Source organism: Kineococcus haloalkalitolerans (genome assembly GCF_050871905.1).
In the GTDB taxonomy this organism is placed as follows: domain Bacteria; phylum Actinomycetota; class Actinomycetes; order Actinomycetales; family Kineococcaceae; genus Kineococcus.
The window spans coordinates 19,659-45,315 of record NZ_JBJLSH010000038.1 but is presented as its reverse complement, the minus strand read 5'-3'; the positions used below and the strand labels follow the sequence as shown (position 1 = coordinate 45,315).

23 protein-coding genes are annotated in these 25,657 nt (G+C 76.3%); 13 read left to right on the top strand and 10 right to left on the bottom strand.

Annotated features, from left to right (window positions below; genetic code table 11):
- Window positions 1-47 precede the first annotated feature (47 nt).
- Both ACRYMY_RS14805 and ACRYMY_RS14800 read right to left on the bottom strand, forming a co-directional pair.
- Window positions 48-854 carry a DUF559 domain-containing protein gene (locus tag ACRYMY_RS14805; RefSeq protein WP_432548015.1) on the bottom strand — a complete coding sequence of 269 codons (807 nt, stop codon included), beginning with the start codon at window positions 852-854 and terminating at the stop codon, window positions 48-50.
- 150 nt (window positions 855-1,004) lie between these two features.
- Entirely contained in the window at window positions 1,005-2,846 is a 1,842-nt protein-coding gene (locus tag ACRYMY_RS14800) for a S8 family serine peptidase (protein WP_432548014.1), read from the bottom strand.
- A 262-nt stretch (window positions 2,847-3,108) separates the two neighbouring features.
- On the opposite strand from ACRYMY_RS14800, the gene ACRYMY_RS14795 reads away from it, so the two are divergent.
- From ACRYMY_RS14795 to ACRYMY_RS14750, 10 genes are all read left to right on the top strand, one after another.
- Entirely contained in the window at window positions 3,109-4,137 is a 1,029-nt protein-coding gene (locus ACRYMY_RS14795; RefSeq protein ID WP_432548013.1) for a LacI family DNA-binding transcriptional regulator, read from the top strand.
- Window positions 4,138-4,246: 109 nt separating this feature from the next.
- Window positions 4,247-5,476: a sugar ABC transporter substrate-binding protein gene (locus ACRYMY_RS14790; protein ID WP_432548012.1), complete on the top strand. Its 1,230-nt coding sequence runs from the start codon at window positions 4,247-4,249 to the stop codon at window positions 5,474-5,476.
- Window positions 5,469-6,449 (top strand): carbohydrate ABC transporter permease, encoded by a 981-nt coding sequence (locus tag ACRYMY_RS14785; protein ID WP_432548011.1) that lies wholly within the window; start codon window positions 5,469-5,471, stop codon window positions 6,447-6,449. The genes ACRYMY_RS14790 and ACRYMY_RS14785 overlap by 8 nt, the downstream gene beginning before the upstream one ends.
- 116 nt (window positions 6,450-6,565) lie before the next feature.
- Window positions 6,566-7,318, top strand: coding sequence for a carbohydrate ABC transporter permease (locus tag ACRYMY_RS14780; RefSeq protein WP_432548018.1), 753 nt, complete (start codon window positions 6,566-6,568; stop codon window positions 7,316-7,318).
- 17 nt (window positions 7,319-7,335) lie between these two features.
- On the top strand, window positions 7,336-8,133 hold the full coding sequence (locus ACRYMY_RS14775) for a ThuA domain-containing protein (protein WP_432548010.1): 798 nt from the start codon (window positions 7,336-7,338) through the stop codon (window positions 8,131-8,133).
- Window positions 8,130-9,236, top strand: coding sequence for a Gfo/Idh/MocA family protein (locus tag ACRYMY_RS14770; protein ID WP_432548009.1), 1,107 nt, complete (start codon window positions 8,130-8,132; stop codon window positions 9,234-9,236). Before ACRYMY_RS14775 ends, ACRYMY_RS14770 begins: the two co-directional genes overlap by 4 nt.
- A gap of 198 nt (window positions 9,237-9,434) precedes the next feature.
- A complete protein-coding gene (locus ACRYMY_RS14765) occupies window positions 9,435-10,652 on the top strand; it encodes a Gfo/Idh/MocA family protein (RefSeq protein WP_373694971.1) in 1,218 nt (405 codons plus the stop codon).
- 11 nt (window positions 10,653-10,663) lie between these two features.
- Window positions 10,664-11,671, top strand: a complete 1,008-nt coding sequence (locus tag ACRYMY_RS14760; protein WP_432548008.1) for a sugar phosphate isomerase/epimerase family protein — start codon at window positions 10,664-10,666, stop codon at window positions 11,669-11,671.
- Window positions 11,672-11,852: 181 nt separating this feature from the next.
- Window positions 11,853-12,383, top strand: a complete 531-nt coding sequence (locus tag ACRYMY_RS14755) for a CAP domain-containing protein (protein ID WP_432548007.1) — start codon at window positions 11,853-11,855, stop codon at window positions 12,381-12,383.
- Between the two features lie 172 nt (window positions 12,384-12,555).
- Window positions 12,556-13,179: a hypothetical protein gene (locus tag ACRYMY_RS14750; protein WP_432548006.1), complete on the top strand. Its 624-nt coding sequence runs from the start codon at window positions 12,556-12,558 to the stop codon at window positions 13,177-13,179.
- Window positions 13,180-13,295: 116 nt separating this feature from the next.
- Here ACRYMY_RS14750 and ACRYMY_RS14745 read toward each other — a convergent pair whose 3' ends face one another.
- The 3 genes from ACRYMY_RS14745 to ACRYMY_RS14735 are packed head-to-tail and all read right to left on the bottom strand — an operon-like array spanning window position 13,296 to window position 16,938.
- Window positions 13,296-15,482 (bottom strand): YhgE/Pip family protein, encoded by a 2,187-nt coding sequence (locus ACRYMY_RS14745; protein WP_432548005.1) that lies wholly within the window; start codon window positions 15,480-15,482, stop codon window positions 13,296-13,298.
- Window positions 15,479-16,285 carry an ATP-binding cassette domain-containing protein gene (locus ACRYMY_RS14740; RefSeq protein WP_432548004.1) on the bottom strand — a complete coding sequence of 269 codons (807 nt, stop codon included), beginning with the start codon at window positions 16,283-16,285 and terminating at the stop codon, window positions 15,479-15,481. The genes ACRYMY_RS14745 and ACRYMY_RS14740 overlap by 4 nt, the downstream gene beginning before the upstream one ends.
- Window positions 16,282-16,938, bottom strand: a complete 657-nt coding sequence (locus ACRYMY_RS14735) for a TetR family transcriptional regulator (RefSeq protein ID WP_432548003.1) — start codon at window positions 16,936-16,938, stop codon at window positions 16,282-16,284. The genes ACRYMY_RS14740 and ACRYMY_RS14735 overlap by 4 nt, the downstream gene beginning before the upstream one ends.
- Before the next feature lie 188 nt (window positions 16,939-17,126).
- On the opposite strand from ACRYMY_RS14735, the gene ACRYMY_RS14730 reads away from it, so the two are divergent.
- Window positions 17,127-19,115 carry a VanW family protein gene (locus ACRYMY_RS14730; RefSeq protein ID WP_432548002.1) on the top strand — a complete coding sequence of 663 codons (1,989 nt, stop codon included), beginning with the start codon at window positions 17,127-17,129 and terminating at the stop codon, window positions 19,113-19,115.
- A gap of 2 nt (window positions 19,116-19,117) precedes the next feature.
- On the opposite strand, the gene ACRYMY_RS14725 is transcribed toward ACRYMY_RS14730, so the two are convergent.
- The gene (locus ACRYMY_RS14725; protein WP_432548001.1) at window positions 19,118-19,882 is read right to left on the bottom strand and encodes a DUF429 domain-containing protein; all 765 of its coding nucleotides are present in this window, start codon (window positions 19,880-19,882) and stop codon (window positions 19,118-19,120) included.
- Window positions 19,883-20,048: 166 nt separating this feature from the next.
- On the opposite strand from ACRYMY_RS14725, the gene ACRYMY_RS14720 reads away from it, so the two are divergent.
- Entirely contained in the window at window positions 20,049-21,095 is a 1,047-nt protein-coding gene (locus ACRYMY_RS14720; RefSeq protein WP_432548000.1) for an NAD(P)/FAD-dependent oxidoreductase, read from the top strand.
- A gap of 177 nt (window positions 21,096-21,272) precedes the next feature.
- Here ACRYMY_RS14720 and ACRYMY_RS14715 read toward each other — a convergent pair whose 3' ends face one another.
- The 3 genes from ACRYMY_RS14715 to ACRYMY_RS14705 all read right to left on the bottom strand — a co-directional run bounded on the left by ACRYMY_RS14715 (window position 21,273) and on the right by ACRYMY_RS14705 (window position 24,238).
- Window positions 21,273-22,175 carry an alpha/beta hydrolase fold domain-containing protein gene (locus tag ACRYMY_RS14715; protein WP_432547999.1) on the bottom strand — a complete coding sequence of 301 codons (903 nt, stop codon included), beginning with the start codon at window positions 22,173-22,175 and terminating at the stop codon, window positions 21,273-21,275.
- Between the two features lie 56 nt (window positions 22,176-22,231).
- Entirely contained in the window at window positions 22,232-23,215 is a 984-nt protein-coding gene (locus tag ACRYMY_RS14710) for an SDR family oxidoreductase (RefSeq protein ID WP_432547998.1), read from the bottom strand.
- A 234-nt stretch (window positions 23,216-23,449) separates the two neighbouring features.
- A complete protein-coding gene (locus tag ACRYMY_RS14705) occupies window positions 23,450-24,238 on the bottom strand; it encodes an SDR family oxidoreductase (protein ID WP_432547997.1) in 789 nt (262 codons plus the stop codon).
- A gap of 99 nt (window positions 24,239-24,337) precedes the next feature.
- On the opposite strand from ACRYMY_RS14705, the gene ACRYMY_RS14700 reads away from it, so the two are divergent.
- The gene (locus ACRYMY_RS14700; protein WP_432547996.1) at window positions 24,338-24,958 is read left to right on the top strand and encodes a TetR/AcrR family transcriptional regulator; all 621 of its coding nucleotides are present in this window, start codon (window positions 24,338-24,340) and stop codon (window positions 24,956-24,958) included.
- A 94-nt stretch (window positions 24,959-25,052) separates the two neighbouring features.
- On the opposite strand, the gene ACRYMY_RS14695 is transcribed toward ACRYMY_RS14700, so the two are convergent.
- Complete coding sequence (locus ACRYMY_RS14695) at window positions 25,053-25,634, bottom strand: histidine phosphatase family protein (RefSeq protein WP_432547995.1); 582 nt, start codon at window positions 25,632-25,634, stop codon at window positions 25,053-25,055.
- Window positions 25,635-25,657: the final 23 nt, after the last annotated feature.

Genomic DNA, 25,657 nt, shown 5'->3' with positions numbered 1-25,657 from the left:
GCCGTGATCTTGCAGGGTTTCCCAGCAAGATCACGGCGGGGGAGGGGTCACCAGCGGCGGGACAGCAGTCGCGGCGCCAGGCCCAGCAGCTCCCCGACGCCGGCCTCGAACAGCAGCGACCGGCCCAGCACCTCGCCCGCCCCGACGGCCAGGACGGTCCACCCCTCCTCGTGCAGCCGGGCCCGGCGGCGCAGGTCACGGGCGCGGTCGGCGGGCGACTCGTGGTGCTCGCGCCCGTCGTGCTCGACGGCCACGCGGCGCTCCCGCCAGCCGCAGTCCAGCCGGTAGGGGACCGGACCGCCGGACGGCACCTCGACCTGCAGCTCGGGCCGCGGGAAACCGGCGTCGGCCAGGCGCAGTCGCGTCCACGACTCCCCGGGCGACTCGGCGCCCGGGTCGGCCAGGTCAACGACGCGGCGCGCGCGCCGGACACCGCGCTGACCGGGCAGGTCGGCGAGCACCGCGTGCGCGTCCTCGCGCCGCACCGCGCCGAGGCGGAGCGCCAGGTCGAGCGTCGACAGCGCCACCGGGTCGGTGCAGAACCGCGCGACGTCCACGGCGGTGCGCAGCGGTGAGGTCACGGGTAGCCCGGCAACGTCGACGACGTCGTGCCCGAGGTCGGCGGCGTAGCAGGTGACGCCGGCCCTGCGCAGCGGCGTCGACCCCGCGGGGACGACCACCTCGAGGAGGTGGGGGCCGTCCCGCTCGTGCGGCATCCCCAGGCGGAAGCCGTGCACGGCGGCCGCCGAGCGGCGGGCGAGGGCCGCGCCCCGCGGCAGGACGGAGGCGAGGAGGCGGAACCGCAGCAGCTCGTCGCTGCCGGGGGACGCGAGGACGTCGGGGGGAGCGGCCACTCCGGGACCCTGCCGCGGCCCGCGGTCCGTCCCGCGCCGTCGTCCACAGTCCGCACCGTCCTCCGCCGTCCACAGCCTCCCGTCCACGACCTCCGTGATCTTGCTGGGGAACCCTGCAAGATCACGGCGGGGTCGGTGGTGGGGGAGGGGTCAGCGGTAGGTGACGGTGGTGCGGGCGGTGGAGAAGGAGTACGTGACCGAGCCGCCGGTGAAGTCCTGGCGCACGCCGCCGCGGACGGGGACCTCCTCGGTGCGCGGCCAGCCCAGGCGGCCGGTCTCCCAGCCGAGCCGGCCCCACTCGTCGCGGATGCGGCCGGTGACCACGCGCGCGCCCGTCGCGGGCGAGAAGTACACCGACCCGCCCTGGAACACCGAGAACGCGCCGCCGCGCAGCGGCGCCTCCGACGTGGTGGGGAAGCCCAGCGGGCCGGTCTCGGCGCCGCTGCGGGCGTACCGGTCGAGGACCGCGCCGCGCACGGCCTGCGCGCCCGTGGCCGGCGACCACCAGACCTGTCCGCCGGTGAACCGCTGCACGACCCCGCCGCGGACGGCGACCTCCTCGCCGGCGGGGAACCCCAGCCACGAGCGCTCCCAGCCGAGCGAGGCCCAGCGGGCGCGCACGTCGCCCTTGACGACCTGCGCCCCCGTGGCCGGCGACCAGTACACCGACCCGCCCTCGAAGGCCGCGAAGGCCCCGCCCGCGACGGGCACCTCGCCGGTCACCGGCCAGCCCAGGGACGAGGCGGGGCCGCCCGCGGCGCGGTAGCGCTCCAGGATCGCCCCGCGCAGCACGGTCGTGGACCCGCTGCGCGCGTAGGCGACCGTCCCGTCCGAGCGCGAGGTCACCGAGGCGCCCGCCGCCCACGCGCGCGCCGCCGACACCGTGCCGGCCACGTCCAGGACGCCCGTGCCGTACCCGGCGGGCCAGGACGGCGCGGGCCGGGCGCTGGTGCGCAGCCACTGCTCGACGGTCGCCGGGCCGGCGGCCGGGGCGACCGAGCGGGCCAGCGCGGCGGCCGCGGAGATCATCGGCGCGGAGAACGACGTCCCGGTGACGGCGCTGTAGGCGTGCCGGGCGGAGGCGGGGCCGCCGGCGACGATGCCGGTGCCGGGCGCGGACAGGTCGACGAACTCGTTGTGCTGCGCCCACGGCGCCGCGGCCTGCTCGGTGCCCGCGGACACCGAGACGACACCGGGGTAGGAGGCCGGGTAGGAGACGACGTTGCCCCTGTCGCCGGTGTTGCCGGCGGCCGCGACGACCACGGCGCCCTTGCCGAGGGCGTAGGCGACGGCCTGGCGGACGACGTCGTTGGGCGCGCCACCGCCGAGGGAGAGGTTGACGACGCTCGCGCCGGCGTCGGCGGCGTGGACGATCCCCCGCGCCAGCGGAGCGGAGGCGCACACGTCCACCTCGCACACCCGCACCGGCAGCACGGTGACGTCGGGGGCCACCCCGGCCGCGCCGACGCCGTTGCCGAGCGCGCCGGCCAGGACGGTGGCGACCCACGTGCCGTGCGAGCCGCTGTCGCCACCGCGCGCGAAGTCGGCCTGCGGCAGGACCCGGCCGGCGAGGTCGGGCTGGGTGGGGTCCACGCCGGAGTCGACGACGGCCACGACGACGCCGCGGCCGGTGGTGGTCGCCCACGCCTGCGGGGCGCGCACGTCGTCCAGGTGGGTGGCGCGCGGCAGCAGCGGGTCGGCGGCGTCCAGCCGGTAGGTGGTCTGCACGTCGGCGGCCGCGACCGCGGGGTCGGCCTCCAGGCGCGCGACGAGGCGCTCGGCGCTCCCCTCGCCCGCGACGACCGTGGAGGTCACCTGCGGCCGGCCGTCGACGACGCGCATGACGTCCACGACGACGGGAGCGGTGTCCGCGCTCGCGCCCGCGGCGGCCGGCGCGGTGGCGACGAGCAGGACCAGCGCACCCGCGCCCGCGAGGAGCGGGGCGGCCCGGCGCCGCGACCGTGCCGTCGGCGTGCTCGCGTGCTCGGACATGCGTCTCCCGGTGCGGTGGTGCGGGCGGTGCGTGCGGTCGTCACCCCTGTGTACCCGAGGGTGACGGGCCGAACCTCTCGCACCTCGGTGCGTGATCGGGAGGACTTGAGCCGATCCGGTGACCCGAGCGCCGCAGGGGGTTGTCTCCGGGCGGGCCGCCCGCCTACAGTCGCGGCACACAACGTCGATGCGCATCGACGGCCAACGGGCCGCGAGCGAGCGGCGGGGAGCCAGACGTCACCGGTGACGAGGGGAGGGCGACGTGCCGCGCACCACCAGTCCCGGCAGCTCGGGCCCGACCAGCAAGGACGTCGCACGGATCGCCGGCGTCTCGCAGAGCACCGTCTCCTACGTCATGAGCGGCAAGCGGCCGATCTCGGCCAAGACCCGCAAGCTCGTCGAGGACGCCATCGCCCAGCTGACCTACGAACCGCACGCCGGGGCGCGCGCGCTGGCCGGGCAGCGCACCAGCGTCATCGCCGTGGTCGTGCCGTTCGCCACGCCGCTGAGCGCGCACGGGCTGATGTCCTTCGTCGAGGAGATCGCCCTGGTCGCCCGCGCGCACGACCACGACGTGCTGCTCGTGACGGCCGACGAGGGCATCGCCGGGCTGCGGCGCGTGGCGGGCCGGCGGCTGTGCGACGCCGTGGTCGTCATGGAGGTGCGCACCGACGACGACCGCGTCGCGGTCGCCCGCGACCTGGGCGTCCCGGTGCTGTTCATCGGTGTCCCCGATGACGCACAAGGACTGCACTGCAACGACTTCGACTTCGAGTCCGCCGCCGACCTGCTGGTCGGCGAGCTGGCCGCCGCGGGCGAGCGCGACGTGGTGGTCCTGGCGTGGGGCGACGACACGACCAGCCGGGACATCAACTACGTGCCGCGCTTCGAGCGCGGCGCGCGGCGCTCGGCGCAGCGCCACGGCGTCGCCCTGGAGTGGGCGCCGGTGCCCGCCGACCGCGTCCTGGACCCCCTGCTGGAGGACGTGCTGGCGGGCCGCGGAGCCCCGCCGGCGTTCGTGGTCACCACCGCCCTGCCGGAGGCGGTCGGGGCGCTGGCCCGCCGCGGGCTGCGCCCCGGGACCGACCTGAGCCTGGTGGCGCTCTCGACGGCGGCCGAGGCGCAGGCGCAGGCCGTGGCGGTCACGGGCTGCTCCACCCACCCCCGCGACGTGTCCCGGCGCGCCGTGACCCGCCTGTTCCGCCTGCTCGACGGTGCCGGTGCGCCGCCGGGCGTGGAGCTGTTCCCCGCCGAGGTGACCCGGCGGGACTCCGTCCGACCCCGACCCTGACCCCGCCCGCTCCCGGGAGGGGCCGACCCGCCCGCATCGTCGATGCGTATCGACGGTGCAGAGCTCGACCCGACCGCCCACGACGCCGTGGGCCGACGAGAGGAACGACATGGCTCGACGAGGAACCGTGCGCGCCGGACTGGCCTTCGCCCTGGCGCTCCCGCTGGCCCTGGGCGCGTGCGGCGGCGACTCCGGCGGCGGCAGCGCCGCCGCGGGGGACCCGGGCACCCTGCGGGTGCTGGACTACTACAACGACGAACCCAACAAGTCCGTCTGGCAGGGCGTCCTCGACGGCTGCGCCACCGAGGTCGGCGTCACCATCGAGCGCGAGTCCGTGCCGGGCGAGGGCCTCATCCAGCGCGTGCTGCAGGCCAGCTCCTCGCGGACGCTGCCCGACGTCCTCATGCTCGACAACCCCGACATCCAGCAGATCGCCGCCTCCGGCGCCCTGGCCCCGCTCGCGGACTTCGGCATCGACACCGAGGGGTACGCCGAGGGCGTCGTCGACGCCGCGACCCACGAGGGCGAGCTGTACGCCCTGCAGCCGGTGACCAACACCCTCGCGCTCTTCTACAACGAGCAGGTCTTCGAGGAGGCCGGGCTCACCCCGCCCACCACCTGGGAGGAGCTGAGGACGACCGCGGCCGCGCTCACCGAGGGCGACCGCTACGGCGTCGCGTTCTCGGCGACCAACAGCTACGAGGGCACCTGGCAGTTCCTGCCGTTCATGTGGTCCAACGGCGGCGACGAGGCGGACATCGCCACGTCCGAGACCGCCGAGGCGCTGCAGCTGTGGGTGGACCTCGTGCAGTCCGGCTCCGCCTCGCAGTCGGTGGTCACCTGGGGCCAGGGCGACGTCAACGACCAGTTCAAGGCCGGCAACGCCGCCATGATGGTCAACGGCCCCTGGAACTTCGGCTCGCTCGCCGAGGCCCCCGACCTGCGCTACGGCGTCGTCCCGATCCCCGTCCCCGAGGCCGGCGGCAGCGTCGTCGCGCCGTTCGGCGGCGAGGCGTGGACCGTCCCGCAGACCGGGGACGAGGAGAAGATGGCGACCGCCGCCGAGTTCGTGCAGTGCCTGAACTCCGACGAGAACGTGGTCGCCGCGTCCGTGGGCACCAACACCGTGCCGACCAAGCCGGAGCTGACCGACGAGGCCGTGGCCCAGGTGCCCGCGCTGGAGAGCTTCGCCGAGCAGGTGCCCGACCTGCGCGCCCGCACCGGGCAGCTGGGCGAGCAGTGGCCGGACGCCGCCACGAAGATCTACACGGCGGTGCAGAACGCGCTCGTCGGCGGCATGACGCCCGAGGACGCCCTGCGGCAGGCGCAGGATGGCTGACGCCCTCGTGCGCGGCGGGACCCCCGCGACCACCGCCCCGGCCGCCACCCGCCCGGGTGGTGGCCGGCGCGGCCGGCCGGGACGCTCCACCCGGCGCGGCCAGCGCCTGGTCGAGGCGCTGTTCCTGGTGCCTGCCGCCCTCTACCTGCTGCTGTTCTTCGGCTACCCGGTCGTCAAGAACGTCGTGATGAGCTTCCAGGAGTACACGACCCGGACGTTCTTCACCGGCGAGGCGCCGTTCGTCGGCTTCGACAACTACGTCAACGTCGTCACCTCGCCGGTGTTCGACCGGGCCCTGCTCAACACGGTGCTGTTCACCCTCGGGTCCATCGCGGGGCAGTTCGTCCTCGGCCTGGCGATCGCGCTGTTCTTCCAGCGGCGCTTCCCGCTGTCCGGGGTGATGCGCTCGCTGATCCTGCTGCCCTGGCTCATCCCGATGATCGCCGGCTCGGCGGTGTGGCGCTGGATCCTCGACGCCGACAACGGCGTCCTGAACCGGGTGCTGGAGGCCCTGCCGTTCGTCGAGTCCGGCCCCCAGTGGCTCACCAGCACCTCGCTGGCCCTGGTCGCCGTCATCGGCGTCAACATCTGGCTGGGCATCCCGTTCAACATGACGATCCTGTACGGCGGTCTGCAGGAGATCCCCGAGGAGCTGTACGAGGCCGGGCAGCTGGACGGCGCCACCGGCTGGCGGGCGTTCCGCCACATCACCTGGCCGATGCTGCGGCCCGTGGTGACCGTCGTCCTCGTCCTCGGCGTCGTCTACACGCTGAAGGTCCTCGACGTCATCCTCGGCCTCACCAACGGCGGGCCGGCCAACTCCACGCAGCTCATCTCGACGCTGTCCTACGACACCTCCTTCCGCCAGTTCGACTTCGGTGGCGGTGCCGCGCTGGGCAACGTCCTCGTCCTGCTGTCCCTCGTCTTCGCCGTCGTCTACCTGCGCTTCAACCGGCGCGCCGTGGACGAGTGAGGAGCGCCGTGAGCACCCTGACCCCCGCCCGGAGCACCGGCCGGCCCGCGCCGGCCCGCGCCCGCGCACCGCGCAAGCCGGGGCACGTCGTCGTCGGCCTGCTGATCCTGGCGTTCATGCTGTTCCCGCTGTACTGGATGCTCAACGTGTCCCTGCAGCCGTCCAGCAACGCCGTCGCCACGCCGTGGCTGCCGTTCGACCTGACCCTCGACGGCTACGCCACCGCGATCAGCGAGCAGCGGCGCAACCTGCTCACCAGCCTCGCGGTCGGGCTGGGGGCCGTCGTCGTCAGCCTGCTGGTCGCCACCCCGGCCGCCTACGCGCTGGCGCAGTTCCGCGTCCGGTGGGCCACGCCCCTGCTGTTCGCGATCCTCATCACCCAGATGGTGCCGGGCATCGTCGTCGCCAACGCCCTCTACAGCGCCTACAGCGACCTGGGCCTGCTCAACACCGTGGGCGGGCTGGTGCTGGCCGACGCCGCGCTCGGCATCCCGTTCTCGATCATCGTGATGCGCGCGTTCATGGGCGGCATCCCGCGCTCGGTCATCGAGGCCGCGCTCGTCGACGGCGCCGGGCCCGTGCGCGCGTTCGTGTCCGTCGTGCTGCCGATGAGCCGCAACGCGCTCATCACCGCGGGGCTGTTCACGTTCCTCTTCGCGTGGGGCGACTTCCTCTTCGCCCTCACGCTGACCACCACGCCCGAGGTGCGGCCCATCACGCTCAGCCTCTACAACTACATCGGCACCTTCGTCAGCGACTGGTCGCCGATCATGGCGACGGCCATCCTGTCGTCGCTGCCCGCCATCGCCCTGCTCGTCGTCGCCCAGCGGTACGTCGCCGCCGGCGTCACCGGCGGGGCCGTCAAGTGACCACCCAGGGAGCTCCCATGGCCGCCACCGGCCCGATCCGCGTCACCGTCTGGGGCGAGAACCGCCACGAGCAGCTCGAGCCCGAGGTGGCGCAGCGCTACCCCGACGGCATGCACGGCGCCGTCGCCCAGGGCGTGGAGGAGAACCTCGGCGACCGCGTCGTCGTGCGCACCGCCACCCTCGACGACCCCGAGCACGGCCTGAGCGAGGAGGTGCTGCGCGAGACGGACGTCCTCACCTGGTGGGGCCACGCCGCCCACGGCGAGGTCTCCGACGAGGTCGTCGAGCGCGTGCACCGGCACGTCCTGGAGGGGATGGGGCTGATCGTCCTGCACTCCGGGCACTGGTCCAAGCTGTTCACCAAGCTCATGGGCACCACGTGCACGCTGCGCTGGCGCGCCGAGCACGACCGCGAGCTGGTGTGGACCGTCGACCCCACCCACCCCATCGCGCAGGGCGTCCCCCACCCGATGGTCATCGAGGAGGACGAGATGTACGGGGAGTTCTTCGACATCCCCACCCCCGACGAGCTCGTGTTCATCTCCTCCTTCTCCGGCGGGGAGGTCTTCCGCTCCGGCTGCACGTGGCGCCGCGGCTTCGGCAAGGTCTTCTACTTCCGCCCCGGCGACCAGGAGTACCCGACGTACTTCCACGCCGGCGTGCGCAAGGTCATCTCCAACGCCGTCGAGTGGGCCGTCACGGTGCGCCCCGAGCGGACGCTGCCGACCCTGCTGCGCTACGACACCGAGGACTTCTACAACGGCCACGGCTACCAGGGCGCGCTGAGCGCCGAGGCGCAGGAGGCGGGCCGGTGACCGGCAGCCCCGACGGCCCCGTCCGGGTCGTCCTCGTCGGCGCCGGCGGGATGGGCAAGGCGTGGCTGTCGACCCTCCTGGCCTCCCCGAGCGCCGAGCTGGCCGGGATCGTCGACCTGGACCTGGAGGTCGCCGAGAAGGCCGCCGCCTCCGCCGGGGTGCCGGACGTCCCGCTCGGCCGCGACGCCGTCGAGCTGGCCCGCGCCACCGGCGCCGAGGCGGTCGTCAACGTGACCGTCCCGCGCGCGCACCACCCCGTCACCACGGCCGCGCTGTTCGCGGGGCTGCCGGTCCTGGGGGAGAAGCCCGTCGCCGACACCGTCGCCCGCGGGCTGTCCCTGGTGGCGGCCAGCGAGGTCAGCGGCGAGCTGTTCGTCACCAGCCAGTCGCGCCGCTGGAACCCGCACGTGCACGCCCTGCGCGAGCAGGCGCGCGCCCTGGGCCGGCTCGGCGTCCTGACGACGGAGTTCTTCAAGGCCCCGCACTTCGGCGGGTTCCGCGAGGACATGGACCACCCGCTGCTGCTGGACATGGCGATCCACCCGTTCGACACCGCCCGCTTCGTCCTGGGCGCCGAGCCGGTCTCGGTGTACTGCGAGGAGTTCAACCCGCCGTGGAGCTGGTACCGCGGGGACGCGGGTGCCGCGGCCGTGTTCGAGATGACCGGCGGGGTGCGCTACACCTACACCGGCAGCTGGTGCAGCCCCGGGCGCGAGACGTCCTGGAACGGCGCGTGGCGGTTGTCCGGCGAGCGCGGCAGCGCCCTGTGGGACGGCGACACCGACCCGGTGCTGGAGACCGAGCCGCCCGTGGACCCGCCGGCGGTGCCGGCGGTCGGGGAGGGCATCGCCGGGGCCCTGGAGGCGTTCACCGCCGCGCTGCGCGGCGGGCCGGTGCCCACCGGCGAGGTCCACGAGAACGTCCTGAGCCTGGTGATGGTCGAGGCCGCGGTCGAGTCGGCCACGAGCGGCGCGCGCGTGCTCGTCGACGACGTCCTGGAGCGCGCCTACGCCCGGGCGCTGGCCGAGGAGGAGCGCGAGGACGTGCGCGCGCAGCTGGCGTCGTGGACGTCGGTGCGCGGCGCCCTCACGCCCCGCACCTGACCCGGCCAGCCCGTCCCGGACCGCGGCCCCGCTGACCGCCCCCCTCCCCGCCGTGATCTTGCTGGTAGTCCCCGCAAGATCACGGCGGGGGGTGCGACGGAGGGGGTGGACGGGGTGGTGGGCGGGGGAGCGGGCCCGGGTGGCGGTGAGGTGAACCGGTCCAGCCCGTCGCCCCGCCGGGCGGGCCCGGGTGGCAGGATGCCCGCACGATCGACGAGGAGGTCTGAGTTGCCCGACACGTCCCTTCCCGAGCTCGGCGTGGCCGTCATCGGCCACTCCTTCATGGGAGCCGTCCACTCGCACGCCTGGCGGACCGTCGACCACGTCGGCACGCCGCGCTTCCGCACCCGCCGGGTCGCCCTCGCCGGCCGGGACGCCGGCCGGGCCGCCGCCGCCGCGCAGCAGTTCGGCTGGGAGGAGTCCACCGACGACTGGCGCACGCTCATCGAGCGCGACGACGTCCACGTCATCGACGTCCTCACCCCCGGCGACAGCCACGAGGAGATCTCGGTGGCGGCCCTGGAGGCCGGCAAGCACGTCCTGTGCGAGAAGCCCCTGGCCAAGGACGTCGCCGGCGCCGAGCGCATGACCGCGGCCGCGCAGGCGGCCTCCGCGCGCGGCGTGCGCAGCATGGTGGCGTTCAACTACCGCAAGGTCCCCGCCCTCGGGCTGGCCCGCCAGCTCGTCGCCGACGGCCGCCTCGGCACCGTCCGCCAGGTGCGCGCCCTGTACCTGCAGGACTGGATCGTCGACGAGTCCTTCCCGCTGACCTGGCGCCTGCAGAAGGACCGCTCCGGCGCCGGCGCGCTCGGCGACATCGGCTCGCACATCATCGACGCGGCGCAGTTCGTCACCGGCCAGCTGCTCACGGGCGTCTCCGGCGCCACCGAGACCTTCGTCAAGCAGCGGCCGGTGGAGGCGCAGCGCACCGGGTCGAACACCGGGCTGGGTGCCGAGGCCGGCACCGAGCTGGGCGAGGTCACCGTCGACGACGCCGCCGTGTTCTTCGGCCGCGGCGACGGTGGCGCCCTCATGACGTTCGAGGCCACCCGCATGGCGCTGGGCCGCAAGAACGCCATGCGCCTGGAGGTCAACGGCTCGAAGGGCAGCGTCGCGTTCGACTTCGAGTCGATGAACGAGCTGCAGTTCTTCGACGGCACCCTGCCGGACGCCGAGAACGGCTTCCGGCGGATCCTGGCGACCGAGCCGGACCACCCGGGCGTGTCGAACTGGTGGCCGGCCGGGCACGGCCTGGGCTACGACCACCCGTTCGTGCACGAGCTGCAGGAGTTCCTGGGCGCGATCGCCGACGAGCGCGACCCGAGCCCGTCGTTCGCCGACGGCCTGCAGGTCCAGAAGGTCCTGGACGCGGTGCAGCGCAGCGCCGAGAACGACTCCGCCTACACGACGATCTGAGGAGGGCCCCGATGCCTCGTCCCGTCACCCTGTTCACCGGCCAGTGGGCCGACCTGCCGTTCGAGGAGGTGTGCCGCCTCGCCTCCGAGTGGGGGTTCGACGGCCTGGAGATCGCCACCTGGGGCGACCACCTGGACTCCTCGCGCGGCGCCCGCGACGACGACTACATCGCCGAGAAGAAGGCGGTGCTGGACAAGTACGGGCTCAAGGTGTGGACGATCTCCGCGCACCTGTCCGGCCAGGCCGTCTGCGACCTCATCGACGAGCGCCACAAGGACATCGTCTCGTCCGCCGTGTGGGGCGACGGCGACCCGGAGGGCGTGCGCCAGCGCGCCGCCGAGTACGTCAAGGACACCGCGCGCACGGCCGCCAAGCTGGGCGTCAAGACGGTCACCGGTTTCACCGGGTCCTCGATCTGGCACACCGTCGCGATGTTCCCCCCCACGCCGGCCGCCATGGTCGACGCCGGGTACCAGGACTTCGCCGACCGCTGGAACCCGATCCTCGACGTCTTCGACGAGGTCGGGGTGCGCTTCGCCCACGAGGTCCACCCGTCCGAGATCGCCTACGACTACTGGACGACGCAGCGGGCGCTGGAGGCGATCGGGCACCGGCCGGCGTTCGGGCTGAACTTCGACCCGAGCCACTTCGTGTGGCAGGACCTGGACACGGTCGGGTTCCTGCGCGACTTCGCCGACCGGATCTACCACGTGCACTGCAAGGACTCCAAGAAGCAGCTCGACGGCCGCGCCGGCCGGCTGGGCTCGCACCTGGCGTGGGCGGACTCCCGCCGCGGCTGGGACTTCGTCTCCGTCGGGCACGGCGACGTGCCGTGGGAGGCGATCTTCCGCCAGCTCAACGTCATCGGCTACGAGGGCCCGACGAGCGTGGAGTGGGAGGACGCGGGTGTGGACCGGCTGCGCGGCGCCCCCGACGCGCTGGCGTTCGTGCGTCGCCTCGGCGAGCTGATCCAGCCGCCGGCGGCCGCCTTCGACGCGGCCTTCAGCTCCCAGGGCTGACCCGGGCCGGTCCTCCGCGGTCCCGCAGGCGCACCTGCGGGACCGCGGGGAACCGCGGGGCGCCGGCGCGCGTCCCACCTGGAAGGCCTCGGTGACTGCGCGTAACCTATCGTTCACGTGACGTGTGGTTCAGCTCACAAACCTCGCCGCGGCCCGCGCCCCTGCTGGTTGGGTACGCGCCATGCCGACCCCCGGGCCCTCCCCCCGCACCACCGCGCGGCCGCGCCGCGCCGCGCGCCTGACCTCCCTGCCCGTCGCCACCCTCGCCGGCCTCGCGCTGGCCACCGCCGCGGCCGCCCCCGCCGTCGCCGTGCCCGTCGGGCCCCCGCCGCCGCCGGACCCGCTGGCGCTGCACGTCCTGCACGAGACGAACGCCGCCCGCGCCGCCGTCGGCTGCGCGCCGCTGGAGCTGGCGCTCCCCCTCGTCGCCGCCGCCGAGCGCCACTCCGACGAGATGGCCGCCCGGGGCGCCATGACCCACACCGGCGTGGACGGCAGCACCCCCCGCACCCGCCTGCTCGCCCAGGGCGTCTCCCCCCGCCGCACCGCCGAGAACGTCGCCTTCGGGTACGCCGCCGACCAGGTCGTCGACGCCTGGCTGGCCAGCGACGGGCACCGCCGCAACGTCCTGGACTGCCGCCTGACCCAGGTCGGCATCGCGGAGGCCCCCGGGCACGCGGGCTCCTACTGGACGCAGGTCTTCGCCGGATGAGCACCCGTCCCGGTCCGGTCGCGCCGTGAGCACGGCCCTGCGCACGCGCCCGCCGCGACGTTCCCGTCGTGACACCCTGTCAATGGGTCGTCGCTCTGCGGGAACCGTGGTGGTGGGGAGCGCGTCCGACGACCGGACCGGGACGCCAGGACGGGACGAGGAGGTGCGGCCGGTGGTGCGCGGACACCTCGCCGAGCCGCGGCTGGAGGTCTCCCGCTCGTCCCGCGCGCGGGCGCCCCGCGGCCTCGCGGCGCTGCGGCGCACGTCCGCGGTGCTCGCCGTCGTCCTCACCGGCCTGCTCGGCGTCCACGCCGCCCAGGCCCTGACCGGACCGCCCGCCGACGGGGCTGGACCGTCGCCCGCACCGGCGCCCCGCGTCACCACCGACGCCGACGCCCTCGCCGGGCTGGAGGCGCTGCGCACCGACGGCCTGCGCCGGCACGCCCCCGAGGGGCAGTGGGTGGCGCAGCTGTCGGCCAAGAGCGTCGGCCTGACCGATCCCGAGCAGACGGCCGCCAACGGCAGCAACACCTTCTACGCCACCGACATCCTCGCCCAGGTGCAGGACCTCGCCGCCGGCGTCGCCAGCGGCGAGGTCTTCGTGCTGCGCAGCACCGACCTGCGCGAGGAGCTGCGCGACCCGCGCGGCGAGGCCTACTGGAACACCTTCGCCGCCGGCCCGTTCGAGGACGCCGCCGCGGTGCGCCGCTGGTGCGACGAGGTCTTCGTCGCCGTCGACGGCGACGACCGCGGCCACGTCTGCTTCGCCAAGCAGCTGCACCCCGCCGACGGCTGACCGGCACTCCTCCGCACCCTCCGCCCCTCCTCCCGCCGTGATCTTGCTGGTGATCCCTGCAAGATCACGGCGGGGTGGGGGCGTCGGTGGCAGAGGGAGTGGGCGGGAGCGAGGGGTCAGAGGGTCAGGGCCGGGTGCAGGCGCGCGGGGGACCAGGTGCGGCGCCGGTGGGCGGCCAGGACGCTGACCGCCAGGCCCAGCAGCCCGAACCCGGCGAGCACGGCCGCCGACGACCACACCGCCGCCGCGGACCCGCCCACCACCAGGTGCCGCAGGCCGTCGGCCGCGTACGTCATCGGCAGCAGCGGGTGCAGCGCCTGGAAGAACGCCGGCGCCGTCTGCACGGGGTAGGTGCCGCCCGTGGAGGTCAGCTGGAGCACCAGCAGCACGAGCGCCCCCAGCCGGCCCGCGCCGCCGAACAGCGCCACCAGGCACTGGTGCAGCGCCGTGAACACCACCGCCACCAGGACCGTGAACGCCAGCGTGGCCGCCGGTCGCGGCGAGGAGACGCCCACCGCCGTCAGCAGGACCACGCCCAGCACGAGGCCCTGCGCCACGGCCAGCAGCGCGCCGGGCGCCCACCCCGCCAGCGCCGCCCGCAGCGGCGAGACCGTCGAGGCCAGCGCCCGCGGCGACAGCGCCCGCAGCACCATGTACGTGACCATCCCGCCCACCCACAGGGCGACCGGCACGAACAGCGGCGCCAGGCCGTCGGCGTAGTGCGCCACCGGGTTCTCGACCACCCGCTGCGCCTGGACGGGATCGGCCACCACGCCCGCCCGCTGCTCGCGCTGGGCCGCGCTCAGGGCCGGCACCTGCCCGGCACCCTCGCGCAGGCTCCCCGCCAGCTCGCCGGCGCCGTCGGTCAGCCGGCCCGTGCCGTCGGCCAGCGCCCCGGCGCCCGTGGCGGCCGCCCCCGTCCCGCCCAGCAGGGAGCGCGCGCCGTCGTCGACCGCGGCGGCGCCGGAGGCCAGCTCGCCCGCACCCGCCGCGGCGGAGCGCGCCCCGGCCGCCAGGGACGACGTGCCGCCGGCCAGCTCCTCGGCGCCGCCGGCCGCGGCGGCGGCGCCCGCGGCCAGCGCGGGCGCGGCGTCGGCCAGCGCCCGGTTGCCGGCCGCGACGGCGTCGGCCCCGGCGGCCAGCGCGTCGACGTCCGCGGCCAGCTGGCGGGCCCGCGCCGCCGCGTCGGCCACGGCGGCCGCCACGCGCTCGTCGTCCAGGCCGGCGCGCGCCCGCGCCAGCTGCTCCACGGCCTCCTGCAGCTGCGGGTCGCCGGAGGCGGCCGCGACCGCGCGGGCCCGCTCCAGCGCGTCGTCCAGGGCGGGGCCCAGGTCGGCGCCCGCGCCGGCGACGGCGTCCAGCGCGCCGGTGTCCAGGCCGTCGACCGCCTGCGCGAGGCGGGCGGCGCCGTCGGCGACCTGCCGCGAGCCGGCGGCCAGCTCGGCGGTCCGCCCGGGCAGCGCGGCGGTGCCCCCGCGCAGCGCGCCGAGGCCGGTGGTGAGGTCGCGGGCGCCGGCGTCCGCGGCGGCCGCCCCGTCGGCCAGGGCCGCGGTGCCGCCGGCCAGCTCCCGCGACCCGGTCCGCAGCGCGCCCGTGCCGTCGACGAGCCGGGCGGCGCCGCGGTCGAGGTCGCCCAGGCCGACGAGCAGCTCCCGGGCGCCGTCGTCGGTGCGCGCGGCGCCGTCGGTGAGCTCGTCGGCGCCGTCGGCGGCCCGGTCCAGGGAGTCGTGGACGTCGCTGAAGGCCAGGTAGACGCCGTCGAGGTGGCCGGCCGTGGCCGTGCGCTGCAGGCCCGTGCGCACGCTCGCCGCCACCGTGTCGGTGACCTGGCTGACGACGTGGTTGACGGCGTCGTCGGTGGTGACGGTCAGCCGCGCGCTGCGGGGCGCGTCGCCCGTCGTGGAGGCCAGGGCGGCGGAGAAGTCCTGCGGGACGGTGAGGACGGCCGCGTAGTCGCCGTCGGCCAGACCCTCCCGGGCCCGCTCGGCGGTGGTGGCCTCCCAGGTGAACCCGGCGTCGGCGTCCGGTCCGGTCAGCTGCTCGACGAGGTCGGCGCCGGCCCGCACCGGCGTGGTCGCCCCGTCGGGCCCGGTGGCGGTGGCGGGCACGTCCTCGTCGACGACGGCCGCGCGCAGCCGGTCCAGGTTCGCGACCGGGTCGTGGTTGGCGCTCAGGTACAGGCCGCCGTACAGCAGCGGCACGACGACGACCACGAACAGCGCCAGCCGGGTGATCGTGGCGCGCCCGAAGCGGGCCAGCTCCAGGCCGGGCAGGGTCGTCGGGCGCGGGCGGCGCGGGCTCATCGGGGGTCCTCCAGGTCCACGACCACCACGGGGCCGGGGGTGTCGGCGGGCAGGTCGGTGCTGTCGGTGCAGGTGGCCAGGACCGTCAGGGGCCGCCCGGTGGCGGTGCGCAGCGCGGCCAGCGCCGCCCACGCCCGGCGGCGGTCCGCCGCGCGCCGCAGGGCGTCGACGTCGTCGACGGCCAGGGCCTCCGGGCGCCCCAGCAGGCCGAGGCCCGCGGCGAGCAGCGCGCGGTCCAGCGGCGGCAGGTCGCCGACGAGCGCGTCCGCGTCCAGGGCGGGCGCCTGCTCGCCGAGCAGGCCGCGCAGGTGCGCCAGCCGGTCCTCGACAGCGGCGCGGGTGGCCCACGGCCGCCACCACGGCTGGTGCAGGACGAGCCGCTCGGCCACGTGCTGGCCGACCGTGAGGACGTCGTCGAGGTCGTCGACCCCCCGCACCCCGCCCAGCGCCACGGCCCGGCGCACCGCGCTCGCCCCGCCGGGCAGGGAGTGGCCCAGGACGTCCAGGCGGCCGGCGTCCAGGCGCAGGCGCCCGGCGAGCGCCAGCAGCAGGGCCGTCTTGCCGCTGCCGGTGCCGCCGCGGACGACGACGAGCGCGCCGGCGGGCGCCTCCACGTCCACGCCCTCGAAGCCGGTGGCCGGGCGGCCGCCGCGCAGCGCCAGCCCGCGCCCGCGCACGGCCGTCGGCACCGCCCCGCCGTCCGCCCCGCCGCTCGGAGAGTCGTCCGGGGGGCCGGCCGGAGAGCCGTCCGGCGCGTCCTCGGGCGGGGCGGGGGAGGCGCCCGCGAGGTGACGGCCGCTCACGCGCCGGTCCCCGCGGACTCGTCCAGCGGGACGCTCAGGGCCAGCAGCACCCCGGTGAGCGCGTCGGCCTCCAGGCGCCGCACGGTCGCGGCGTCCTCCGGCCCGGCGAGCAGGGCGGGGGTGCTGAAGCCGTCGTGGACGGCGACGACGGCCTGGGCGGCCTCGGGAGCGGGGACGCCCAGGCGCCGGCCGGCCCGCCGGGCGCCCGCGGCGAGGAGGACCGCCAGGCGCGCCTGCAGCGCCGCGCGGTGCGCCGCCAGGGCCGCCGCGGCGGCGGGGTCGCGCAGGGCCTGGGCCGTGAACTCGGTGCGCACGAGCTGCCAGGTGCGCTCGCGCGGCAGGACGTCCAGGACGCGGGCGACGAGCGCGGCCAGGTCCGCGGGGTCCGCGGCGTCCTCGCCGGCGGGCTCGGCCAGGCGGGCGCCGACCTCGGTCAGGAGGGCGTCGGCCTGCTGGGCGAAGAGCGCGGAGACGACCTCGTCGAGGGTGGCGAAGTTGGAGTAGAAGGCGCCGCGCGTGTAGCCGGCGCGCTCGCAGACGGCCTCGACGCTGGTGCGGGCCAGGCCGGCGTCGGCGACGACGGCGAGGGCGGCGTCCAGCAGGCGCTGGCGGGTCCGGGCCCGGCGGGCCGTGAGCCCGGGTGGTTCAGTCACGGCAGCACCGTAACCCCTGCTCGATGCAGAACGTATCGAATACGGTCCGCATCGCAGGATGGCCGGGGTGAACCGCACCACACCACCCGCCGGGGCCGCCGTTCCCGCCGCAGCACCCTCAGCCGCTCCGTAGGGTGGTGCCACCTGCGCGGAGCGTCCGGCCGTGCGGGCCGATGGGGGGACACGCAGTGAGCAACCGGGGCGACCGCCCGGCGGAGCAGGACCGTCGCACCACGCAGAACGGGACCGCGGGGGAGCGGGGTGCGCGCACGGCCGTCGGCCGCGCCGTCCGCCGTCCCCGCACGTGGGTCGTGGCGGGCGCCGTCGCCGCCGTCGGCGGCGGGTACGTGGCCGCCGCCCTCGCCCTGGGCGGCACCGTCCCGCGCGGGACGACCGTGCTGGGCGCCGACCTCGGCGGCCTGGACCGCGCCGCCGCCGCAGACGCCCTCGCCGGCCCCGCCGGTGAGGTGCGGGGCCGTCCGCTGCCCCTGCGCGTCACCGGCGCCGGGGCCGCCCTGGACACCGGCCTCGACCCCGCGGCCGCCGGTCTGGCCGTCGACGTCGACGCCACCGCCGGCACCCTCACCGCCCCCGCCTGGGACCCGCGCGACCTGTGGCGCCACCTCGCCGGCGGCGGCGAGCAGCGCCCCGTCGTCGACGTCGACCGCGACGCCCTCACCGACGCCCTGCGCGCCGTCGCCGAGGACGTCGACGCGCCCGCCGCCGAGGGCGCCGTCGTCTTCGCCGTCACCCCCGCCGAGGGCGACGCGCCCGCGCGCGTCGAGCCGGTCGTCGAGGCCCCCGCCGAGGGCCGGTCCCTGGACGTCGCGGCCGCCGCCGACACCGTCGCCGCCGCCTGGCCCGCCGACGGCCCCGTCGAGCTGACCGCCGACGTCGAGCGCCCCAGCGCCGACGCCGCCGCGATCGAGGCCGCCGCCGAGGAGATCGCCCGCCCCGCCGTCGCCGGGGACCTCGTCGTCGCCGGCGGCGGGCGCGACGTCGTCCTGGCCCCGGCGGTGTTCGCCCCTGCGCTGGCCGTGCGGCCCGTGGACGGGACCCCCGAGCTGGTCGCCGACGGCGAAGCGCTGCAGGCCGCCGTGCTGGCCGCCGACCCGGGTTTCGAGGTGCCCGCGCAGGACGCCCGCATCGAGGTCGACGGCGAGGTGCCGCGCGTCGTGCCGTCCGTGGAGGGCAGCGACCTCGCCCCCGAGGACCTCGCCGGTGCCGTCACCGCCGCGCTGACCGTCCCCACCGCGACGGCGACCGGTACCGCGACGCCGACGGCGACCGGCACGGCGACCGCGGACCCCGGCCCGGCGCCGGAACCCTCCCGGCGCGCCGAGGTGGACCTGCGGCCCGCGGTGCCCGCGCTGACCACCGAGCAGCTGCAGCAGCTGAACGTCGTGGAGCGGATCTCCACGTTCTCCACGACGCTCACGTCCAACCGCGACCGCACCGAGAACATCCGGATCGCCGCGGCCGCGATCGACGGCACCCTGCTGCGCCCCGGCGAGGAGTTCTCCATGAACGACGTGGTCGGCGAGCGCACCCCCGAGCGCGGCTACAACCGCGCCGGCGTCATCTCCGGCGGCCGGCTCGTGGAGGACTACGGCGGCGGGATCTCCCAGCTGTCGACCACCCTGTTCAACGCGGTGTTCTTCGCCGGTCTCGACGAGATCGAGCACCGGCCGCACTCCTTCTACATCTCCCGCTACCCGGCCGGGCGCGAGGCGACGATCGACTGGCGCAGCATCGACAACCGGTTCCGCAACGACTCCGGCAACGGCGTCTACGTGCAGGCGTACGTCGCGGACGGCGAGGTCACCGTCTCGATGTACGGGACGAGGTTCCGCCAGGTGCGGGCGGAGTCCTCCGGCCGCTACGCCGCCACCCAGCCGCGCACCATCTACGACACCAGCTCGGACTGCTCCCCGCAGTCGGCGAACCCGGGTTTCACCATCGACGTCACCCGCGTGATGACGCCCGTCGGCGGCGGCCCGGAGGAGCGGGAGACGTGGACGACGCGGTACAACCCGCAGAACCGCATCGTCTGCGGTCCCGACCCCGCCACCGTGCGCCCCAGCCCGACGGCCACGCCGTCGCCGACGGGGACCCCCGCGCCGCCCGAGGCGCCGCCCGCGCCGGAGGGCGAGCCGGCCCCCGTCCCGGAGGGCTGACCTCACGCCGGGTCGACCAGGTCCCCGACCTGTCCCTCCGGCAGCACGATCCACCCCTCGCGGCGCGCCCGCTCCACCTCGCCGGGAGCGGGGGACGCGCAGCGCCCCAGCGCCGCCGCCCGCGCGGCCAGCGCCGCGACGAGCGCGTCCAGGGCGTCGTCCGAGGCCTCGCACAGCGCCCGGTGGGCGCCGACGTCCAGCCACGGCGTCCGCGCCAGCAGCCCCGCCACCAGCGCGGCGCGGGCGGACGCACCCTCGCGGCCCTTGTAACCGCGGTGCGCCAGGCCCCACCGGTGCAGGGACGCCGCCGGGTACACCTCGGCGACCACGCCCGTGCCCGAGCGGTCCACGGGCACCCCGGCCGCGGCCAGCCGCTCCAGCAGCACCGCGGCCCGCACCGCCGTCAGGCCGATGCGGTCCGTGGACACGCTCAGCGGCACGTACCCGGCGCGGCGCAGCACCCGGTCGGTGTGCCGGTACGCCACCCGCCGGCGCAGCTCCTCGCCGTCCGCACCCGGACCGGTGTCCACGTGCTGCGCCAGGCGCCCGGCGGTGTGCGCGGCGACGAACGCGGTGAACTCGTCCGGCCAGCCCAGCGGGCAGTCGATCCCCACCTTGTCGGCGGGCGCGCCCGCGGCCGCCACGACGTCGGCGTCGGTGGCGCCCAGCGCGAGGTGCGCGACCCGCGCCCGGCCCGGCGACCACTCGACGACGGCCAGCCCCGTGCGGGCCGGCTGGGTCGCGAGGTCCACGCCGACGGTGATCACAGGGTCACGGTAGGACCCGGCCGGCAGGAGCGGGCGACGTCACGCGCACGTCGGGGACCGGGCCGGCTTGCCGAACCCGCAACTCTCCTCGTCACGAGCGGGAGCGCTCGCGCAGTGTCGACGGTGACGGCCGCGCGGCGGCCGAGCCGGGACGGAGGTACAGGCGATGGCGGGGCAGTTCGACGGGCAGCGGGTCGACGGTCAGCAGGTCGGCCGGGAGTACGACGTGGTGGTCGTGGGAGGTGGACCCGCGGGGTTGAGCGCGGCCGTGGCCCTGGCCCGGTCCCGGCGCAGCGTCCTGGTCGTGGACGCCGGTGAGCCCCGCAACGCGACCGCGGGGCACGCCCACAACTACCTCGGGCGCGAGGGGGTCGTGCCGGCGGACCTGCTGGCCGACGGCCGCGCGGAAGCCGTCGGGTACGGGGCGCACGTGCTGGACGGGCGGGTGGTCTTCGCCGGCCCCGCCGGTCCGCCGGGAGACGGTGACGCTCCCGACGCCGGCCGGGGTTTCGACGTCCACGTGCAGGACGGCCCGACCGTCCGCGCCCGACGGCTGCTCATCACCACGGGGCTGACCGACCAGCTGCCGGCGGTCCCGGGCCTGGCCGAGCGGTGGGGCCGCGACGTCCTGCACTGCCCCTACTGCCACGGCTGGGAGGTGCGCGACCGGGCGATCGGGGTGCTGGCCGGGCCCGCCGGCGGGATGCACCAGGCGCAGCTGTTCCGCCAGCTCAGCGACTCGGTGACGCTGTTCACCCACACCGGTCCTGCGCTCAGCGCCGAGCAGTCCGAGGTGCTGGCCGCCCGCGGCATCGACGTCGTCGACGGGGAGGTGGTCGACCTCGACGTCGTCGACGACCGGTTGCGCGGGGTGCGGCTGGCCTCCGGGGAGACGGTCCCGCTGCAGGTCCTGGTCGTCGCCCCGTTCTTCGCGGCCAACGCGGACCTCCTCACCGACCTGGGACTGGCGGTCACCGAGATGGAGGTGGGCGACCTCGTCGTCGCCACCCACGTGGCCGCCGACCCCACCGGGGCGACCGCGGTGCCGGGGGTGTGGGTGGCGGGCAACGTCGCCAACCCCATGGCCCAGGTCGTGGCCTCGGCAGCGGCCGGCCTGATGGCCGGGGCGGCCCTCAACGCCGACCTCGTCGCGGAGGACACCCGGGTCGCGCTCGCGGCCCACCGCGCGCAGCGGGAGGTCGTCCGTGGCTGACGTCGGCACCTCCCCCGTCGCCCCGGTCCGCGACCCGCTGACAGCCACGGCTGACCGGCCGCCGGGCAGCTGGTGGTCGCTGGACGAGGCGAGGTGGATCACGCCGGTCTGACCGGCCGCGGGGCCGACCGACCGGACGGTGGAGGCTCACCCGACGGGCCTCCCGCCGTGCCACCGCTACCCCCGGCAGGCGGTCCGCAGCTCCTGCACCACCGTCCGCGCGGCCGTGCGACCCGTCCGGGTGGGGACCAGCGGGTGGACGTGGACCTGCCCGACCGCTTCGTGGAAGGCGACCCGGACGCCGCTGCCGCGGGCCTTCTCGACCAGCAGGTGCGCGTCGGGGTTGAGGATGTCGCGGGTCCCGCTGAACACGCTCAACGGCCCCAGGCCGGTGAGGTCCCCGAACAGCGGGCTGACGGCCGGGTCGGTGAGGGGCAGCTCTCCGCGCCAGGCGTCCGCGAAGAACCGTCCCCCGGGCCGTCCCAGCCACGGGTCCGTCGGCTGCACCTGCGGGATCCGCGGATTGCTCCACGTCAGGTCCAGCGCCGGGGCGATCAGCACGGTCAGGGGCAGGACGGTCCCCGCGTCGCGCAGCCGCAGCGCCGCGGACAGGGCGATCTGCCCGCCGGCGGAATCACCCGCCAGGCACGTCGACCCGTGGGTGTCGACGTTGCGGCGCACCAGGTCCACGATCCGCTCGCCCACCGGCGCGGCGCTGCCGCGGGGCAGCAGCGGGTAGATCGGGACGGTGACCGTCGTGCCCGCCCCGGCGGCGACGTCGGCCGCCAGCTTCCAGTGCTGCGGGGAGATCTCGTTCACCCACCCCCCGCCGTGGACGTAGACGACGCTCCCGGCGGGTGCGGCTCCGGTGGCCGGGGTGAGCGTGTACACCGGCCAGTGCCGGTCGTCGGTGACCTCCACGCGCACGTCGCGGCGCAGCCGCCGCGGGGGACCGTAGGGCCGGGGTCGCACGGTCGCCTCCCGCAGCCGCTGCCGCGCCCCCTCGACGGTGGCGAAGGGCCGGTTGGCCCGGCGCAGGCGCAGGTACAGGGGGACCACTGCGTCGGGGACGTCGACCACGGTGCGCAGCTCCCTCCGGCGGACTCGGCACCGCGCAGTCTGCCCCCAAGACCCGATCAGTTCGACGGCGGAGCGGGCGCCGACCCCTTCGCGACCGCGCCGACCGCCGGGAACGAGACCCCGGTGAGGTCCTCGGACACGCCCCAGATCCGTGCGGCGTCCTCGGTGCTGCGCAGCGGCCGGTACAGCTCCTGCTCAGCCGGGGGGCCGCTGATGTGCCCGGGGCCGCTGGGCCCGTACAGGCGCCCGGGGCGGGCGTCGGGGGAGGTCGCCGCGAACAGGGCGGGCAGCAGCGCCGTCTCGACGGTGCCGGCCAGGCCCGCCCGGGACATGAGCCCGATGAGGCGCCGGCCGCCGGTCTCCCGCGCGCGCCCGACCTCCGGGCGCGCGGCGAGCAGGTTCGTGGGGGCCACACCGGGGTGGGACAGGTCGCTGGTGATGCCCCACCCGGCCGCCCGCGAGCGCCGCTCCAGCTCCAGGCCGAACAGCCCGAACGCGATCTTGGAGTGGCTGTAGGCGCGCTGGCCGTGGTACGAGCGCCGCCAGTTCGGGTCGTCCCAGTTGATGCTCCCGGAACGCGCGGCGATGCTGATCTGCGAGGTGACGCGGGCCCGCCCGGCGCTCAGCAGCGGCAGCAGGTGCGCCACCAGCGCGAAGTGGCCCAGGTGGTTGGTGCCGAACTGCAGCTCGAACCCGTCGGCGGTGGACTGCCGGTCCGGCGGGGTCATCACGCCCGCGTTGTTGATCAGCAGGTGGACCGGGCGGCCCTCCTCGCGCAGCGTCGCGCCGAGCGCGGCGACCGAGGCGAGCGAGGACAGGTCCAGCTCGCGCAGCGAGACCCGCGCGCCGGGGACGCGCCGGCGGACCTCGGTGACCGCGGCCTCGCCCTTGCGGGGGTTGCGCACGGGCAGGACGAGCTCGGCGCCGGCCGCGGCGAGGCGGGCGGCCAGGGCCAGGCCGACCCCGTCGCTGGCTCCGGTGACGACGGCGGTCTTCCCGGTCAGGTCGGGGACGGTGGTGGTGGAGCGGTGGCGAGGCACGGTGTCTCCCAGGGGTGTCGGACGCGGGTCCCGCGCCCCGGCCCCCTCCGCGGGGCTGCCGGGTGTCGCGGCCGCTGGTCGTCGCACCGGTTGTCCGGCTGGTGCGTGCTCCCGAGCCTGCCCGCCCCGCCCGGGCGCATCCACGGCCTGACGGACCGTGGCTGGGCGGTCCGCGGGTGCGGGGCGTGCGGTGCGTCGAGGACGCTCAGCCCCGCGCCGGGGCCGGACGGCGACTCAGGCACCGGCCGTCCCCGCCCGCAGCGCCGGGCCCAGCAGCAGGCCCCCGTCGACGACGATCTCGGCGCCCGTGACGAAACCCGCCTCGCGCGAGGTCAGCCACAGCAGCACGTCGGTGACCTCCCGCGGTTCCGCCAGGCGCGGCACGGCGAGGGCGTCGGGGGAGAAGGCGTCGGCGATGACGGTCTCGGAGCCCGGGACGGGGTCGTGGACGAACGGCGTGGAGACGACGCCCGGGTGCACCGAGTTCACGCGGACGCCGTCGCGGCCCAGTTCCAGCGCGGCGGTGCGGGTCAGTCCGCGCACGGCCCACTTGGCGGCGGTGTACGGCGCGAAGAGGGCGGTGCCGGTGTTCGCCATCGTCGAGACGACGTTGACGATCGAACCGCCGCCCGCGCGGCGCAGCGACGGGGCCACCGCCCGGATGCCCAGGAACGTGCCGGTGGTGTTGACCGCGAGCGCGCGCGACCAGTCCGCGAGGTCGGTGTCCTCGATCGTGGCGGGCGGCGTCTGCAGCCCGGCGTTGTCGACCAGGACGCTGACCGGCCCGAACCTCTCCTCGGTGACGGCGACCGCGCGCGCCCAGTCGCCGGGGTCGGTGACGTCCAGGTGGACGAACTCGGCCCGCTCGCCCAGTTCGTCGGCCAGGGCCCGTCCCTCGTCGTCGCGGCGGCCGGTGACCACGACGCGCGCGCCCTCGGCGTGGTAGCCGCGGGCGTGCGACGACCCCATGCCGCCGGTGGCCCCGGTGATCAGGACGACGTCCTGCGTGTACCGCTCGTGCATCGGTTCCTCCTCTGAGGTGAGTCGGTCGACTCACCTCACGCGAGGATGACCCCGACGGTGAGGTGAGTCAAGTGACTCACCTTCCGGTACCGTCGGTGCGTGCCCGGTACGTCCTCGTTCCACCAGCGGGTCGCCGCCGACAAGCGGGCCGCGATCCTCGCCGCCGCCAGGACGCTGTTCGCCGACCAGGGGTTCGCGCGGACCTCCCTCGCCCAGGTCGCGGCCGCGGCGCAGGTCTCCAAGGCCACCCTGTTCAAGCAGTTCCCCACCAAGGACGCCCTGTTCGACGCGATCGTCGAGGAGGTGTGGGCACCCCGGGCGCACCTGACCGACGACCTCGACCCCGCCGACCCCGGGACGGGGCTGCGGGCCGTGGGCGCGGTGTACGCCGAGCTGCTGGGCCGGCCGGACACCGCCGGGCTCTTCCGCCTCGTCATCGCCGAGGCGCCCTCGTCCCCCGACCTCGGGCGCCGGCAGTTCGACCTCGGCAAGCTGCCGTTCTTCGACGAGGTGCGCCGCTACCTCCGGGCCACCGCCGACGCCGGGTCGCTGCACGTGCCGGACCCGACGACGGCGACGACCCAGTTCCTCGGCATGATCTCGAACTTCGTGCTGTGGCCCCGGATGTTCCTCGTCGACTGGAACCCCTCGGACGCCGCCGTCGCCCACCAGGTCGAGGAGGCCGTGCTGACCACGCTCGCCCGCTACGGCGCGCGGTAGCCGGTGCCGGGCGTCCTCCCGCGGCCGCGGGGGACGTCGGCCGGTGTCGCGGTCGTGCCGCTGCCCCCGTCGCCGCGACGTCGTGCGAGCGTCCTCAGAACCGCTGCCAGCCGCCGTGCACCTGCCGGGTGGAGGCGTCGAAGCTGTACCAGCTGCCCTGCCCGGGCTGGTCGAACCGGCGGTCGATCGCCGCTCCGCGCAGCGCGCACTGCAGCAGCGTGCCCACCCCGCCGTGCGTGGCGATCACCACGCCACCGCCCTCGGGGACGCCGGCGACTCCCCGCGCGCGCTCCAGGACCCGGTCCACCGCCCGCACGACGCGCCGCTGCGCGTCCGCCGCCGTCTCCCAACCGCGCACGCTGCGCCCCGGGTCGGCGAAGAACGCGTCGGCCAGCACCTCGAACTCCCGCGGTGGCACGAAACCCGTCGCGCTGCGGTCGTTCTCGCCCAGCTCGGCGTCCACGTGCACGGCGCACCCGCTGACCGCGGCCACGGCCTGCGCCGTCCGCAGCGCCTTGCGCTCCGCGCTGGAGGCCACGAACGCCGCCGACCGGGCCCACGGCAGCGCCGTCAGCCGCTGCAGCCGCTCGTACCCGGCCGGCGACAGGTCCCACTCCGGTACCGGCACGGCCGGGTCGACGAGCACCTCGGGGTGGGACACCACGTGGACGATCACCCGGACAACCTCCCAGAGCGCGG